Source organism: Streptomyces sp. SCSIO 30461, assembly GCF_037023745.1.
Taxonomy (GTDB): Bacteria; Actinomycetota; Actinomycetes; order Streptomycetales; family Streptomycetaceae; genus Streptomyces.
The window spans coordinates 336,580-350,817 of sequence record NZ_CP146101.1; the positions used below are offsets into that span (position 1 = coordinate 336,580).

Here is a 14,238-nt window from a genome sequence, read left to right on the forward strand (position 1 = left end):
TCAGTCGGTCGCCGTACGCGCTGGGCGTACGGGTCACAGGGGCCGAGTGGCGCTGCGGCGGTCTCCGAGTGAGTCACGGAGCCGGGCCAGCAGCGTGTTCAGCTGTCCGATGTCGTCGTCGGACCAGTCCCTGAGGCAGTGCTCGAACAGATCCGTGGTCCGGCGGCTGAGCTCGTCGAGCATGCTCCGGCCCTCGGGGGTCAGCCGGAGGATGCGGGAGCGCCGGTCGTCCGGATCGGGCGCCCGCTCGATCCAGCCGCGGTCGGCCACATGGGCCACATGCCGGCTGGTGACGGACATGTTCACGGCAAGAAGTTCGGCGAGTCTGCTCATCCGCATCTCGCCGTACCTGCCGAGGAGGGCCAACACGGCAGCCGAGCCTCCGGGGCACTCGACGGGCAGAAGACGGGCGAGCCCGCGCTTCACGGCGCCGACGGCGCTGATCTGCCGCGCCAGCTCCTCGTACTGGCTGCGATCGGCCATGGCTGACACCCCCTCCGGATCTTGTTGCTTAGGGCAACCATAAAAGCCATTGGTTGCTGCAGGCAAACGAAAATGGGGCTTGAGGGGTAAAGGAACACCAAAGGATTTGCAAATGCGAGACCGCTGGGATCGTCGCGATCGATGTGACCGACTGGTGGGCCTGGGCTTGGGTGGGCCGACCGGGTTCGCTAGGGTCCTGGACCATGGCACACAACCCCCAAGCCCCCCAGGGTCCCGAGGGCAACTACGACCCGGCGGGCAGCACCCAGATGTTCCGCGCCTTCGTCGACGAGGGCGCCCAGCCGGGCGGCGGCGGTCGCTCGACGGGAACCGCGGCCACCGGATCGTCCGGTTCGCGGGTCGGTCTGATCGTCGGCGTCCTTGCGGTCGTCGTGATCCTCGGCGCCGCGGCCTGGCTCGCCCTGGGCTGATTCGGACTGATTCCGGACTGATCCGAAAGCGATCCGCTAACCGTCGAGGCGCACATCCCGTGTCTCGATGTGCATGCCGAGCGGCACCCGCCAGGAATCCACGCAGACCGTGTACGTCTGCGTCCTGGTGGCCTTCGCTGCGATCGGAGCCGGCACCGGGTGCGAGGACCTGATCGTCGCCCAGTCGATGCCCAGTCCACCGATGATGTGCGTGCCGAGGGTGATGGTGCCCGAGCCTGCGGGTGAGTCGCCGCTGTTCCGGAACGTCAGCGTGACCTTCTCGCACCAGCGCCGGTCCGTGCCGTCCCGCTCGGGGGCGCCGACGCTCAGCACCGCCGGTCCCGGTGACGGGGCGGGAGCGGGATCGGAGCCGCCGGGATCGGACGGTGAGCCGCCCGGCTCCGAGTCGCCGGTGTCAGTGGGCGCGGGCGTGATCGTAGGCGCACCGGACGGTGATGCGGGCCTGCCTGGCCTTCCCGGCGGCGCGTCGGCGGCGGTCCCGGAGCGGACCGGGCCGCCCGGCTCTGTAAGGGCGCCACGACTCGCGGAAGGGCCCGGGGTCTGCGCCTCGGCCGCAGTGTCGCTCTCGCCCCCCGCGCCGGGCGTTGGCGCCCCGTCCAGCGGTACGAGCGCCACGCTCCCGGACGGCCGCACCGCTCCGTGCGGTCCGGAGTCGGCTCCCGCGGCTCCGACGGCGGCGTAGCCCCCGCCCTGTCCGCCGCCCCCGCAGGCGGCGAGCGCGCCACCGAGGCAGAGTGTCAGTCCCGCCAGCCTGTATCCGACCGGTCGCCCCTGCCGTCGCCCCTGTCGCCGTCGTCGCATCGCGCCAGTGTGTCTGACGGACCGTCATTGAGGAACCCCGAAGGTCCGGGGACCTCGTGACAGGAACCCGGACCCGCGAGATTCAGTCGCTGATGAGTCCTTCACGCAGCTGGGCCAGAGTCCGCGTCAGCAGTCGCGAGACATGCATCTGTGAGATGCCGACCTCCTCGCCGATCTGGGACTGCGTCATGTTCGCGAAGAAGCGCAGCATGATGATCTGACGCTCACGCGGCGGGAGTTTGGCGAGCAGTGGCTTGAGGGACTCGCGGTACTCGACGCCCTCCAGCGCGCTGTCCTCGTAGCCCAGACGGTCCGCCAGGGAGCCCTCGCCGCCGTCGTCCTCGGGAGACGGGGAGTCGAGCGAGGAGGCGGTGTACGCGTTGCCGACGGCGAGGCCGTCGACCACGTCCTCCTCCGAGACTCCGAGCACCGCCGCGAGCTCGGGCACGGTCGGCGAGCGGTCCAGCTTCTGGGAGAGCTCGTCACTCGCCTTCGTCAGGGCCAGCCGCAGCTCCTGGAGTCGGCGCGGCACCCGAACCGACCAACTCGTGTCCCGGAAGAAGCGCTTGATCTCACCGACCACGGTGGGCATCGCGAATGTCGGGAACTCCACGCCCCGTTCGCAGTCGAAGCGGTCGATGGCCTTGATCAGGCCGATGGTGCCGACCTGGACGATGTCCTCCATCGGTTCGTTGCGGCTGCGGAAGCGGGCCGCCGCGTAGCGCACCAGAGGCAGGTTGAGCTCGATGAGGGTGTCACGTACATACGTACGCTCCGGGCTGTCCTGGTCCAGTGTGGCCAGCCGCAGGAAGAGGGAGCGGGAGAGAGTGCGGGTGTCGAGCGCTTCCGGCACGACGGTCGGCTCGGGGGCCTCCTGGGGCGCCGGGGCGACGGCGGCCACCGGAACGACGGAGACCACCGGAGCGGCCGAGGAGTCGGGAGCTTCCGGGGATGCCGGAGCCAGTGGAACGACCGAAGCCACCGGGGCGGCCGAGGCCGGCACCTGGAGGACGTCGGGCGAGGGAGCGCTCAACGCGCGGGTGAGCACCTTCGAGCTGCCCTGTTCTACGGACATGCCACCCCCTGGAGGTCGCGGACGGTCGCGTGGGGCCGCGACCATCGGTGGAACGCAGCCTCCACCTGAATACCGGAGGCGGGGCCGCGGCAAACGCGGTTCCCGCAGAATGTCACATGTCGGCAACACGCTGTAGTGACTTGTCGACAACGCGCCATCAAATCCGGCCAGGAAAAAGGGGGTCTGCGGCTTTTGTGGCCCACAAAGTGGGCTGAAAGGGTTCTACCCCTTTCAGTTACGCCTCGATCCTGTTTGCGGATCTCAAACGGGCGAAACTTCGGGCGAGCAATCGGGACACATGCATCTGCGACACCCCGAGCTCGGCGCTGATCTGGGACTGCGTCAGATTGCTGTAGTAGCGCAGCAGAAGGATCCGCTGCTCCCGCTCGGGCAGTTGTACGAGCAGATGGCGTACGAGGTCGCGGTGCTCGACGCCGGCCAGCGCCGGGTCCTCGTAACCGAGGCGGTCCAGGAGCCCGGGCAGCCCGTCGCCCTCCTGAGCGGCTTCCAGTGAGGTCGCGTGGTACGACCGCCCTGCCTCGATGCAGGCGAGCACCTCGTCCTCGGAGATTTTCAGCCGCTCGGCGATCTCGGCGGTCGTGGGGGAGCGCCCATGAGCCGTCGTCAGGTCCTCGGTGGCGCCGTTGACCTGGACCCACAGCTCGTGCAGCCGGCGAGGTACATGGACGGTCCGTACGTTGTCCCGGAAGTATCGTTTGATCTCGCCGACGACCGTGGGCATGGCGAAGGTGGGGAACTGGACTCCGCGGTCGGGGTCGAACCGGTCGATGGCGTTGATCAGGCCGATGGTGCCGACCTGGACCACATCTTCCATCGGTTCGTTGCGGCTGCGGAAGCGGGCGGCGGCATACCGCACCAGGGGCAGGTTCGCCTCGATCAGGGCTGCGCGCACCCGCGAGTGCTCGGGGCTGCCCAGCTCCAGGTTCTTGAGCTGGGCGAACAGCAACTGGGTGAGGGCCCTGGTGTCAGCGCCCCGGCTCTGGGGCTTGCCGGGTCTGGCGGCGGCCTCGGCCCCGCCGTTTCCCGGGCCCCCGGTGCTCTCGGTGCTCTCGGTACTCGCGGTCTGTGTGGTGCTCGTACTGCTCGCGCTGTCAGCGGAGCTCTCGCTCTGGGGCGGCACTTGAGGCGCAGTATTGGCCGACACGGTCTCGCCACCCCTTCTTCGTTCGAACAGCGGATCGATCTCGGGCAACTCATCCGTCAAAAGCGGTCATAGCATCACAAGACATGTCCACTGTGTGCAAGCACCGCATAACTCCGTGTTGTGGGGCAAGTTGGACAGAGCGACGGGGCCCGGGGCGAAGGCGGGGCGCACAGGAGCGCGAAGGAGTGCGGAAGCGCCACGGCAGAAGCGCGGCAGCACAAAGGAAGCCCCCCACCGCGGCGGTGGAGGGCAGGGAGTCGTGGCGCCGGACGGCGGCTCAGAACTCGTAGTCGGCGATCACCCAAGTGGCGAACTCCCGCCACTGCCCCGCCGCCGCCTGATGGGCCGGATGCTCGATGTAGCGCTTCAGTGCGTCCCGGTCGGCGACCGCCGAGTTGATCGCGAAGTCGTAGGCGATGGGCCGGTCGGTGATGTTCCAGGCGCACTCCCAGAACTCCAGCTCCGGGACGAGGCCGCCGAGCTCCTCGAAGGCTCGCGCACCGGCGGTCACGCGGGGCTCGTCGCGGTCGACGCCCTCGTTGAGCTTGAACAGGACCAGATGGCGGATCATGGGGGCGTTCCTCCGGGCATGACCTAGTTGACGAGTTCCGTCATGAAGTCGCCGACACCTTGAGCGGCGCTCGAAATCCCTTCGAACCCTATCTGGACCAGGTCAGCGGCGCGCTCGGGAGAGTTGATGATCGTGTACAGGACGAAGACGACGACTATGTAGAGCGCGATCTTCTTCGTTTGCACCATCGGTCCCTGCCTCCCCTGCGGTCCGCTGTGAAGTTGCGAAGTCGGGTGAGTCTAACCGAGGCCCCTTCACCGACCCCTTATGGACGAAGGTCCCGGGGATCAGGGCCCTTCGCCAGTCCCGGTAAGGCCCCCGGCGGGCGCAGCATGGAGGTACCCGACGGGATCCGGCAGGGGCCCCGAGGGCAAGGAGCCGACCCCCACAGCGGGGTCCCGCGCCGCGAGAATCCCCCCGAGAGCGGCCCGGGTCCGGGCGGCCGGTTCTCATCGGGGGGAGCGGGCAGTCCCCCGAAAGTCCGCTCCCTCCGGCCTCCTCTCCTCTCTCCTCCCCGGAAAAGCAGAGGCGGGCGAACGGCAACCGAAGTGAGGAAGGGCCCGGTCCATCGGACCGGGCCCTTCGTCTACCAGCGGTAGCGGAGGGATTTGAACCCTCGGTGACTTGCGCCACACTCGCTTTCGAGGCGAGCTCCTTCGGCCGCTCGGACACGCTACCGGGAGAGAGCTTAGCCCAAGGTGGGCCGTGCTCTGAAATCGATATCGATCAGAGGGCCCCGGGAGCGCTCCCCGGGCTCCTGAAGAACGCCGAGACCTGCTCGGAGCACTCGTCCTCGAGCACGCCCAGGATCACTTCCGGGCGGTGGTTCAGCCGCCGGTCACGCACCAGGTCCCATACGGAGCCGGCCGCGCCTGCCTTGTCGTCCCGGGCGCCGTAGACCACCCGGTCCACCCGCGACAGCACCAGAGCGCCCGCGCACATCGTGCAGGGCTCCAGGGTCACCACGAGCGTGCAGCCGGTCAGCCGCCACTCACCGAGCTTGGCCGCGGCCCTGCGCAGAGCGAGGACCTCCGCGTGCGCGGTCGGGTCGCCGGTCAGCTCGCGCTCGTTGTGGGCGGTCGAGAGCACCGCGCCGCCCGGCCCGAGCACGACGGCGCCCACCGGCACGTCGCCGCCCAGTGCCGCACGGGCCGCTTCCGCCACGGCGAGCCGCATATACGTCTCCCACGGCGCGCGTACGGGGTCGGGCACTGGGTCCGTACCGGGCAGGGGGTCAGGCAGCTCTGGCACCGTCGGCAGTGCCAGAGGGGCGTCCGGCGGAACGGACTCTGGTACGCCACCGGTCACTAGCGAACGGTTTCCAGCATCTCGGCGGCGCCCAGCGCGTCCGCGATCTCGCCCAGGGCGTCCGACTCCAGGGCGAGCAGGTCCCGCACCGTCATCCCGAGATCGGCGAGGATCTCGCGATCCCCCGCCGGACCGGGCGGCACGGACTCCGCCGAGGCCGAGGTCTCGTCCTCCTCGTCGTTGTCGGCCCGCACGGGCTCGCCTTCCTCTGTGCCGTCGAGGTCCAGCGAGTCCAGGTCGTCATCGTCGTCCGCCGACCCGCCCAGCAGTTCCTTGGTGAGGATCTCCCCGTACGACGAGCGGGCGGCGGCTGCCGCGTCCGAGACGAAGATGCGAGGGTCGTCCTCGCCCTCCACACGGACGAGGCCGAACCACGCGTCCTCTTGTTCGATGAAGACGAGCACCGTGTCCTCGTCCACGGAGGCTTCGTGAGCCAAGTCGGTCAGATCCGACAAGGTCTCTACATCGTCGAGCTCTGTGTCGCTCGCTTCCCACCCGTCTTCGGTGCGCGCGAGCAGTGCGGCGAAGTACACCGTGACTCTCCCACTGATCAGAGTTGTGACGACCGGCGGTGCGCTTGACGCCCCGCCCTTCGGAATCGTGACAGAAACAGCGGCCTGGCGAGAGGTCTTCCGGCCTTGAGTCGTGCACGCGTTCAGTCAAAAAGTCGGCTAAAGAGTCCACTCGGGGTGTGCTCGGGACCCATCGCGGTCACCATCGGAAGCTGCGCATACGCATGACCCGGCGCATCCGGGCAGCCCTGGCACGGCGCGGCTGGACGCGTTCACGCAGGGCCTTGGCCTCGTTCAGTTCGCGTAGGAACTGGGCGCGTCGCCGCCTGCGGTCCGCGTCGCTCTCCTGCTCGGATGGTTCGGATCGGTCGGTCTGCCGTCCGCGCTGCCCGCGTTCACGGTGCTCCCCGAACTGCTGTCCGTACTGTTCGTGCTGTACGTCGACCTGTTCCCGGTCCGGCATCGGCCACACCACCTCAGCGCTGGAAGGGTACGTCCCACCTTCCCCCGAGGTGACCGTTGATGCCAGAGGCTGTCCGGTCCCGGTTACTGTTGGGTCCATGCGGATCCACGTTGTCGACCACCCCCTGGTGGCGCACAAGCTCACCACCCTGCGCGACGAGCGCACCGACTCCCCGACCTTCCGGCGCCTTGCCGACGAGCTGGTGACTCTGCTCGCGTACGAGGCCACCCGGGATGTGCGCACCGAGCAGATCGACATCCAGACCCCGGTGTCGCGGACCACGGGCGTCAAGCTGTCCCGCCCGCGGCCCCTGGTGGTGCCGATCCTGCGGGCCGGGCTCGGCATGCTGGACGGCATGGTGCGGCTGCTGCCGACCGCCGAAGTGGGCTTCCTCGGGATGATTCGCAACGAGGAGACCCTGGAGGCGTCCACGTACGCGACCCGTATGCCCGAGGATCTCTCCGGCCGTCAGGTGTACGTGCTCGACCCGATGCTGGCAACCGGCGGCACCCTGGTCGCGGCGATCCAGGAGCTGATCAAGCGCGGCGCGGACGATGTCACCGCGGTCGTGCTGCTGGCGGCGCCGGAGGGCGTCGAGGTCATGGAGCGCGAACTGGCGGGCACGCCGGTCACGGTCGTCACGGCTTCAGTGGACGAGCGGCTGAACGAGCACGGCTACATCGTCCCGGGCCTCGGTGACGCGGGTGACCGGATGTACGGCGCGGCGGAGTAGCTCGGCTCCGGTGTCCGGCCGGGCCTCGGGCAACCGGCTCGGGTCTCGGGTATCGGGCTCCGGTTTCGGCCGGGTACGACTGAGCGGTGCGTGGTCGACGACCACCGCGCCGCTCAGTGGCTCGGCGGTACCGCCGCGCGTTCAGGAGTGCGCCGCCCTGCGGTTCAGCAGTGCCCGTCGGGCTTCGGTGGCGCCGCCATGGCCGCCAGCGCCTTGTCCGCCGCGGGTTTTGCGGTGAGCGACTTGAAGGCCGTGCCGATGATCAGATCGATGTCCGCTGTCTTGCGGGCGTCGACCCTGAGTTCGGCCCCCGTGAGCTGGGTGGCCAGTACCCGCAGAGCTCCGTCGTGTGCCGTGGAGGCACCGAGCAGCATCGCGGCGCCGGGCACCTTCTTGTCGTAGACCGGCGGGGCGTTGCCCACCTTGCCGACGGCGAAGCCGCGCCTGCGGAGTTCGTCGGCTGTGGTCTTGGCGAGGCCTGCACGCGGGGTGGCGTTGTAGACGTTGACCGTGACCTGGGCCGGTTTCGGCAGCAGCGGTGCCGCCGCGGGGGACGCCTGGGCTGCGCAGGCGGCCGCCTGCGCCCGGGTCGCGGGTTTCGCGCCTCCGCCGCCACTGAAGACGTCGATGAGCTGCATGGTCCCCCAGCCGCCCACACCGATGACGGCGACCGCGGCCAGCGCCCCGAACACGTACCTGCGGCGTCGGGGGCGGCGCATACGCGGATAGGCGTTGCCCGTGATGCGGTACTTTCCACCCATGCCTGGGGGAGTGAGCATGCTCATGAGCGCAGCGTAGTGCGGTCCAGGGGCATGAGCTACTAAACGATCATCGGACGGCGCCCGTATGGGTCGGAAACTCCATCCATACGGGTCGTGGCCAGGGTCCGCCGTCCTGGTCCGCCGCCTGGGCTCGCCCTGCCCCCGGTCCCGGTCGCGTGCGTCCGGGGACGTCAGTCCAGTTCGAGCACACGAGCGTGCAGCACCTGGCGCTGCTGGAGCGCCGCGCGTACGGCGCGGTGCAGTCCGTCCTCCAGATACAGATCGCCCTGCCACTTCACGACGTGGGCGAAGAGATCGCCGTAGAACGTGGAGTCCTCCGCGAGCAGCGTTTCGAGATCCAGCTGCCCCTTGGTGGTCACGAGCTGATCGAGGCGGACCGGGCGCGGCGCGACATCCGCCCACTGCCGGGTGCTTTCCCGGCCGTGGTCGGGATACGGCCGCCCGTTACCGATGCGCTTGAAGATCACACGGAAAGCCTACCGGGCAAGCGGCGGTCGGCGCAGCCAAGCGGCGCCGGTGCGGTGGCGGCTAAACGGTCAAAAATGGTCAGGATTCCGTCCGAACGGCGTATGGCGAGGGCGGGTCGCGGGCGAATGTACGGCCCGCCCGTACGACCCGCTCGCACGGCGAGGCCGCTCCGGGGCCGTGTCCCGGAGCGGCCTGGCTTCTGTGGAGCCGGTGGCGGAGTGCGTTACTCCGTCACGCCGTGACCGTCGTGCAGGCCGCCGCCGCTGCCCGTGCCGCCCTCTGTCGGAACGGTGGTGACCGGCTTGCGGAGCGAGCTCAGGTCGATGGCGTAGGTGCCGACCGCGTTGGCGATGACGTCGATGTTGGCGTCGAACGCCTTCATGTTGATGTTCTTGATGTCGTCGCACTTGGCGTGGTAGCAGGAGTCGTACGCGACCCCCGCCGTGCCGCCGAACTTCGCCGCCTGCGCCTCGGTCTTGATGCCCTCGGCGCCGGTGAAGGTGCCACCGGACGCGATACCCGCCTCGACGAACGGCCCGTAGTCGGAGCGCCCGGTGAAGTCCGTGCCCTCACGAGGCAGGCCCTGCTTGTCCATGAACTCGTTGATGTCCCGCTCCAACTGCGCGGAGCCCGCCGGGCCCGCGGGGGAGCCGACGCCGTCGGAGTCGTCGCCGTCGTAGACGAAGAGCCCGTAGTTCGGCGAGGCGATCATGTCGAAGTTCAGGTAGAGCTTGATTTCCTTCTTGCCCAGGTCGCTGAGGTTCGCGACGTAGTGCTCGGAGCCGAGCAGCCCGAACTCCTCGGCGGACCACCAGGCGAAGCGCACCTTGTTGGCGGGCCGCTTTTTGTGCTTGGCGAGCTCCAGGGCGACTTCCAGCAGACCGGCGGAGCCGGAGCCGTTGTCGTTGATGCCGGGGCCGTCCACGACGCTGTCGAGGTGGGAACCCAGCATCACCGTGTTGGCGGCGTTGCCGTGCTTGGTCTCGGCGATGACGTTTCTGGTGGTGCGCTTCTGCTGGAGCTGGCGGATCTCGAAGTCGATCGACACCGGCCCCGCGGCCAGGTCGGCGGCGAGCTTCTCGCCCTCGGCGAGGGTGATGCCGCCGGTCGGGATCCTGCCGGCTTCCACGGAGCCCAGGGTGCCCGAGAGCGCCCCTTCGGTGTTGTTGTAGATGACGGCGCCGATCGCGCCCGCCGCTGCGGCGTTCTCCTGCTTGGCGGCGAAGGTGCAGCCGCCCCGCTTGATCAGGGCGACCTTGCCGGTGAAGGTCCCGGATGCGAAGTCCGAAGCCTCACAGCCGTTGGTGCCGTCGGCGTCCACCGGAGCGGCGGCCAGCTCCGCCTTCACTCCGCCGACCGGAGTCGACTTGGTGTACGACATCGCGTGTATCGCGACGTCGCGTGGGGCGGGCGTGACCACGGCGAGCCGTTCCGCCTGGGTCTGGGTGAAGGTGAACTCGAAGGTCTGGTACTCGACGTTGTACCCGGCCTTCTTCAGCAGCTGGTAGACGTACGCGGCTGAGGCGTCGTGCCCCAGCGTGCCGGCGGCGCGGTTGCCTCCGGCACTGTCGGCTATCTGCTGGAACTTCCGCAGGTGCGCGGCGGCGTCCTTGGCCGATGACGCACGGACCAGCTTCCTGGAGAGCTGGGCTGCTTCCTTTGCCGCCGCCTTGGCAGGGTCATGCCGATCGGCGGATGCGGGGGAGGCGGATGCCAGCAGGAGCGGGGTCGCGATTGCGGCTGCGGCCAGGGTGGCCACTGCTCTGCGATGCGATGAGTTCACAGAGATCCTTCCCGGTGCGAACGAGGTTGAGGGGAAGTTAGCGATCTCTGAGTGCTCTGTGAACAACTGTGCCACAACTCACGTCATATTTAGCAATGTTGACATCACCTTGTACGTCTAAGAGCGTATTGAAGGGTTATTTGGCTGCCTTCGCGGCACGTTTCATCTCTTGTTTGTACGATCTGACCTTGGTCAGGCTCTCGGGGCCGGTGATGTCGGCTGCGGACCGGTAGGACCCCTCGTCCCCGTACGATCCCGCAGCCTCGCGCCAGCCCTTCGGTCGTACCCCGCACTGCTTGCCGAGCAGCGCCAGGAAGATCTGCGACTTCTGCTTCCCGAAACCGGGCAGCGCCTCGAGCCCCGCGAGCAGGTCCCGCCCCGTCCCCGCGTCCCGCCACAGTCCCGACGGATCGCCGTCGTACTCGTCCACGAGGTACCGGCACAGCTGCTGGATCCGCTTGGCCATGGAGCCGGGGTAGCGGTGCACCGCCGGCTTGTCGGACAGCAGTGCGGCAAAGGCCTCCGGGTCGTAGGCGGCGATCTCGTGCGCGTCCAGATCGTCCCGCCCGAGGCGCTGGGCGATGGTGTGCGGGCCCGAGAAGGCCCACTCCATGGGCACCTGCTGGTCGAGCAGCATCCCGACCAGCAGCGCGAGCGGACTGCGGGAGAGCAGCTCGTCGGCGTCGGGCTGCTGCGCCAGGTGGATCGCGGGTTGCTCGGGGCGGGTGGGGTGCGTGGGGCTCATTCCCCGATGATCCCTCCGGCTGGAGGGCCGTGCACGTCTGATACCCCCGGGCCGGGAGTGGGGGGCGGGTTCCGCGTGGTGCGGGCACCCGGCGGAACCCGCCCGCGTCGCTACCCGGTGAAGGCCGAGGACCCCGTCCACCTCGCGGGTACGTGCCCCAGCCGCACCCGCTGCGGATGGTCTCCCACCGCGACCGACGCCACCTCGCGGCCGGTCGCGAAGTCGATCGCCGTGACCGCGTCCGCGCCGCTCTCGGAGACCACGCAGGACCTGCCGTCGCCGCTGACCGTCGCCCAGTACGGCTTCGACACGCTGACCAGCGGCCCCTCCCGGAGGCTCTCGCGGTCCACGATCGTCGCGTAGTCGTCCATCGTGCCGGCGACACAGAGTTTGTCGCCTTCGGGGCTCATCGAGATGCCGTGGTGCCGGGAGTCGTTGACCCAGGTGGTGCGGTCCTCGCTGGTGGCCGGGTTCTTGGGGAGGGTCTTCTCGCGCAGGATGCGGTCGCCGGCCACGTCGTACTCCAGAAAGCCGTTGAAGAACGACACCTGGAAGTAGAGCTTCGACTCGTCGGGGGTGAAGGCCACGGGGCGCACCGCGTCCGACAGGTCCTCGCGGCCGAACGTGTCGAGCCGCTGCCGCATGTCGACGACCTTCAGCGTCCGGTACGTGTTCGCGTCCACGACGGTGATCTTGCGGTCGCCCTTGGTCCAGTCGAAGAACGGATCGTCCAAGGCGGTGTTGACCTCGCCGATCGCCGAGTTCCAGATCTGCTTGCCGTCCGCCGTGAAGACGTTCTCGTGCGGCTTGTCGCCGGTCTTGAACGAGCCCGTCCGGCGGCCGGTCTCGATGTCCAGGACGTGCACCGTGTTCGACGTGGACGCGGACACGGCGACCCGCCGTCCGTCCGGGGAGACCGCCATGTGGTCGGAGCGGAAGCCGGACACGGGGAAGCGCCAGTTGATCCTGCCGGATGTGACGTCGATCGAGACCACGTCGGCGAAGCTCGGGCGGGACACGACGACGGCCGAGCCGTCCGGGGTGGAGTACATGTCGTCCACGAGCTGGTCGTGGCCCTCGCCGACGGATATCCGGATGCCGAGGAAGTACGCCAGCTTCACGGGGTTGAGGTAGATCTCCAGCATCCGTTCGTCCTTGTCGGGGACGACGTTGATCCGGCCGATCTTCGCCAGGGATCCGGAGGATTCGAGCACGTCCGCCGTGCCCTCCCAGTTGTTGCCGACCAGGAGTACCTCGCGGAGTCCCGCCTCGGGCGCCGCCGGGGCGGCCGGGGTCTCCGGCGTGGACGTTGCCTGGGTGGCCGCTGTCGGGCGCGCGGCGGCCGGTGGTGCGAGGGCGGCGGCGGTCACGAGCGACGCGGCGATGACGGCGAGCGCTGAGGGAAGTGCTGTCTTCACGGGGGCTCCTGGGGCATGGGGCAGGAGGAGACAAGCGTTACCGACGGTAAATTACTGGCCGGTCGGGACGCATGACCAGATGTCGAACAGGACTTCCTGCCGCTCCTGTCCGGGCGCCGCCGCCGTGCCTCGTCGGCGCGCAGTCGTCCGACCTCGTGCACGAGGGCGTGCGCGGTCGGCAGCACGGTCGGGAGGGTGCGCTGGCCGACCCCGTGCGGATCGAGCTCGTGCGCGAGCTCGCCGACTCGCAGGACTGGACACGTGCCTGTGGCAGCTTCGATGTGCCGGTGGGCAAGGCCGCGCTCAGCCACCACTTCGGGGTCCTGCCGCCAGCCGGTCTCGTCGAGCAGCGCGACATGGGCTCCAAGCGGGTCAACCGGCTGCGCCGCGAGGAGTTCGACGCCCGCTTTCCGGGACTGCTCGCCCTGGTCACGCGGCCCGAATGCGCTCCCGCCGGGGACCTCCGCCGGGAGGGCTGACCCCTCCCTGCGGAGGCGGCGCTCAGGGTGACGCCGCGTCCAGCACCGGGATCAGGTGCTCCTCCTCGTAGCGGAAGTGCTCATCGATCGCCGCCGCGAGCCGCTCCACCTCGGCACGCACCGGCACCGGGTCCGGGTGCCCGTCGGTGACGGCGGCACGCAGTTCCTCGAGCAGCTTCGCGAGTTTCAGGTGCTCCTGGCCCAAGCGCTCCAGTACGGGAGCCAGCTCAGGGTGGCGCGCGGCGAGGGCCGGGAACAGTCCGGCGTCCTCGCCGGTGTGATGGTTGTGCAGCCCCTGGCAGGCCGTCAGGCAGTTCACCCGCAACTGAGCGCCCAGCGAGGTGCTTCCCGGATCCCAGGGTCGGGCGAACTCCCGGCGGATCAGCGACAGCTCCCTGCGGAAGCCGTCGTGCACCGCCTTCACGGCGGCACCGAACGACGGCGCGGCGATATCCGGCGGGCCCGGCATCTCCCGGAGTGCGACGACCGGGATGACCCGGTCCGTCCTGGACTGGTAGTCGGACCAGCCCGGGTCGCTCTCGACCGCGCGGGCGAAGGCGCGGTCCCGTTCGTCGCCCGTCAGGACCTCGGCCTCTGCCTCGTACCGGAACACACCGGCCTCGACCGCAACGCGCGGGTGGGTGACCAGGTTGCGGAACCACTGGGGGTCGCGCGGCGCACCGCCCGCCGACGCGATGACCAGGACGCGTCCGTCGCCGTCGGGCAGATAGCCGAGCGGGGTGGTGTGCCGGACGCCCGTGCGGGCTCCGGTGGTGGTGAGCAGGAGCAGCCGACCGCCTTCGAAGGGGCCGCCGACCACTCCGCCGTTCGCCCGGAACTCGTCGATGACCTGCTGGTTGAAGTCATTTGGCATGCGCGGGACTTGTCTCTTTCTTCTCGCTTCGCACGGAGAACATGGTGGAAAGGGGAGGTATGAAGAAAGAGCGCGGCGGGCCTCTCGCCCGCCCCGGCCTCACGCCAGGGCCGGGTACCCCACTCG

At 69.2% G+C, this 14,238-nt stretch carries 18 protein-coding genes and 1 tRNA gene; 3 read left to right on the plus strand and 16 right to left on the minus strand.

From position 1 onward, the window contains the following. Positions 1-33: 33 nt before the first annotated feature. Positions 34-483: a MarR family winged helix-turn-helix transcriptional regulator gene (locus V1460_RS01565; RefSeq protein WP_338671661.1), complete on the minus strand. Its 450-nt coding sequence runs from the start codon at positions 481-483 to the stop codon at positions 34-36. 203 nt (positions 484-686) lie between these two features. On the opposite strand from V1460_RS01565, the gene V1460_RS01570 reads away from it, so the two are divergent. Then, positions 687-914, plus strand: coding sequence for a hypothetical protein (locus V1460_RS01570; RefSeq protein ID WP_338671662.1), 228 nt, complete (start codon positions 687-689; stop codon positions 912-914). Between the two features lie 36 nt (positions 915-950). Here V1460_RS01570 and V1460_RS01575 read toward each other — a convergent pair whose 3' ends face one another. The 9 genes from V1460_RS01575 to V1460_RS01615 form a co-directional block, all read right to left on the minus strand. Further along, complete coding sequence (locus V1460_RS01575; RefSeq protein WP_338671663.1) at positions 951-1,736, minus strand: hypothetical protein; 786 nt, start codon at positions 1,734-1,736, stop codon at positions 951-953. 82 nt (positions 1,737-1,818) lie between these two features. Beyond that, the gene (locus V1460_RS01580; protein ID WP_338671664.1) at positions 1,819-2,811 is read right to left on the minus strand and encodes an RNA polymerase sigma factor SigF; all 993 of its coding nucleotides are present in this window, start codon (positions 2,809-2,811) and stop codon (positions 1,819-1,821) included. A 235-nt stretch (positions 2,812-3,046) separates the two neighbouring features. Continuing rightward, positions 3,047-3,976 carry an RNA polymerase sigma factor SigF gene (locus tag V1460_RS01585; RefSeq protein ID WP_338671665.1) on the minus strand — a complete coding sequence of 310 codons (930 nt, stop codon included), beginning with the start codon at positions 3,974-3,976 and terminating at the stop codon, positions 3,047-3,049. Between the two features lie 277 nt (positions 3,977-4,253). Further along, complete coding sequence (locus tag V1460_RS01590) at positions 4,254-4,547, minus strand: Dabb family protein (RefSeq protein WP_338671666.1); 294 nt, start codon at positions 4,545-4,547, stop codon at positions 4,254-4,256. A 23-nt stretch (positions 4,548-4,570) separates the two neighbouring features. Next, a complete protein-coding gene (locus V1460_RS01595; protein WP_338671667.1) occupies positions 4,571-4,735 on the minus strand; it encodes a hypothetical protein in 165 nt (54 codons plus the stop codon). 405 nt (positions 4,736-5,140) lie between these two features. Continuing rightward, positions 5,141-5,225: transfer RNA gene (locus V1460_RS01600), tRNA-Ser, on the minus strand. Positions 5,226-5,273: 48 nt separating this feature from the next. After that, positions 5,274-5,723, minus strand: coding sequence for a tRNA adenosine(34) deaminase TadA (gene tadA, locus V1460_RS01605; protein WP_338677853.1), 450 nt, complete (start codon positions 5,721-5,723; stop codon positions 5,274-5,276). Positions 5,724-5,854: 131 nt separating this feature from the next. After that, the gene (locus V1460_RS01610) at positions 5,855-6,388 is read right to left on the minus strand and encodes a hypothetical protein (RefSeq protein WP_338671669.1); all 534 of its coding nucleotides are present in this window, start codon (positions 6,386-6,388) and stop codon (positions 5,855-5,857) included. Between the two features lie 178 nt (positions 6,389-6,566). After that, positions 6,567-6,830 carry a hypothetical protein gene (locus V1460_RS01615; protein ID WP_338671671.1) on the minus strand — a complete coding sequence of 88 codons (264 nt, stop codon included), beginning with the start codon at positions 6,828-6,830 and terminating at the stop codon, positions 6,567-6,569. A gap of 97 nt (positions 6,831-6,927) precedes the next feature. On the opposite strand from V1460_RS01615, the gene upp reads away from it, so the two are divergent. Next, a complete protein-coding gene (upp, locus tag V1460_RS01620) occupies positions 6,928-7,563 on the plus strand; it encodes a uracil phosphoribosyltransferase (RefSeq protein ID WP_338671673.1) in 636 nt (211 codons plus the stop codon). Between the two features lie 164 nt (positions 7,564-7,727). Here the strand turns inward: upp and V1460_RS01625 are convergent, their stop codons facing one another. From V1460_RS01625 to V1460_RS01645, 5 genes are all read right to left on the minus strand, one after another. After that, positions 7,728-8,348 carry a LytR C-terminal domain-containing protein gene (locus tag V1460_RS01625; RefSeq protein WP_338671674.1) on the minus strand — a complete coding sequence of 207 codons (621 nt, stop codon included), beginning with the start codon at positions 8,346-8,348 and terminating at the stop codon, positions 7,728-7,730. A 167-nt stretch (positions 8,349-8,515) separates the two neighbouring features. Next, on the minus strand, positions 8,516-8,812 hold the full coding sequence (locus V1460_RS01630) for a type II toxin-antitoxin system VapB family antitoxin (protein ID WP_003999914.1): 297 nt from the start codon (positions 8,810-8,812) through the stop codon (positions 8,516-8,518). Positions 8,813-9,036: 224 nt separating this feature from the next. Further along, the gene (locus V1460_RS01635; RefSeq protein WP_338677854.1) at positions 9,037-10,572 is read right to left on the minus strand and encodes a M28 family metallopeptidase; all 1,536 of its coding nucleotides are present in this window, start codon (positions 10,570-10,572) and stop codon (positions 9,037-9,039) included. Positions 10,573-10,732: 160 nt separating this feature from the next. Then, positions 10,733-11,341: an HhH-GPD-type base excision DNA repair protein gene (locus tag V1460_RS01640; RefSeq protein WP_338671675.1), complete on the minus strand. Its 609-nt coding sequence runs from the start codon at positions 11,339-11,341 to the stop codon at positions 10,733-10,735. A 110-nt stretch (positions 11,342-11,451) separates the two neighbouring features. Beyond that, a complete protein-coding gene (locus tag V1460_RS01645) occupies positions 11,452-12,759 on the minus strand; it encodes a YncE family protein (protein ID WP_338671676.1) in 1,308 nt (435 codons plus the stop codon). Positions 12,760-12,830: 71 nt separating this feature from the next. Between V1460_RS01645 and V1460_RS01650 the strand changes: the two genes are divergently transcribed. Beyond that, positions 12,831-13,238, plus strand: coding sequence for a helix-turn-helix transcriptional regulator (locus V1460_RS01650; RefSeq protein ID WP_338671678.1), 408 nt, complete (start codon positions 12,831-12,833; stop codon positions 13,236-13,238). A 22-nt stretch (positions 13,239-13,260) separates the two neighbouring features. On the opposite strand, the gene V1460_RS01655 is transcribed toward V1460_RS01650, so the two are convergent. Then, entirely contained in the window at positions 13,261-14,112 is an 852-nt protein-coding gene (locus V1460_RS01655; RefSeq protein ID WP_338671679.1) for a nitroreductase/quinone reductase family protein, read from the minus strand. Positions 14,113-14,238: the final 126 nt, after the last annotated feature.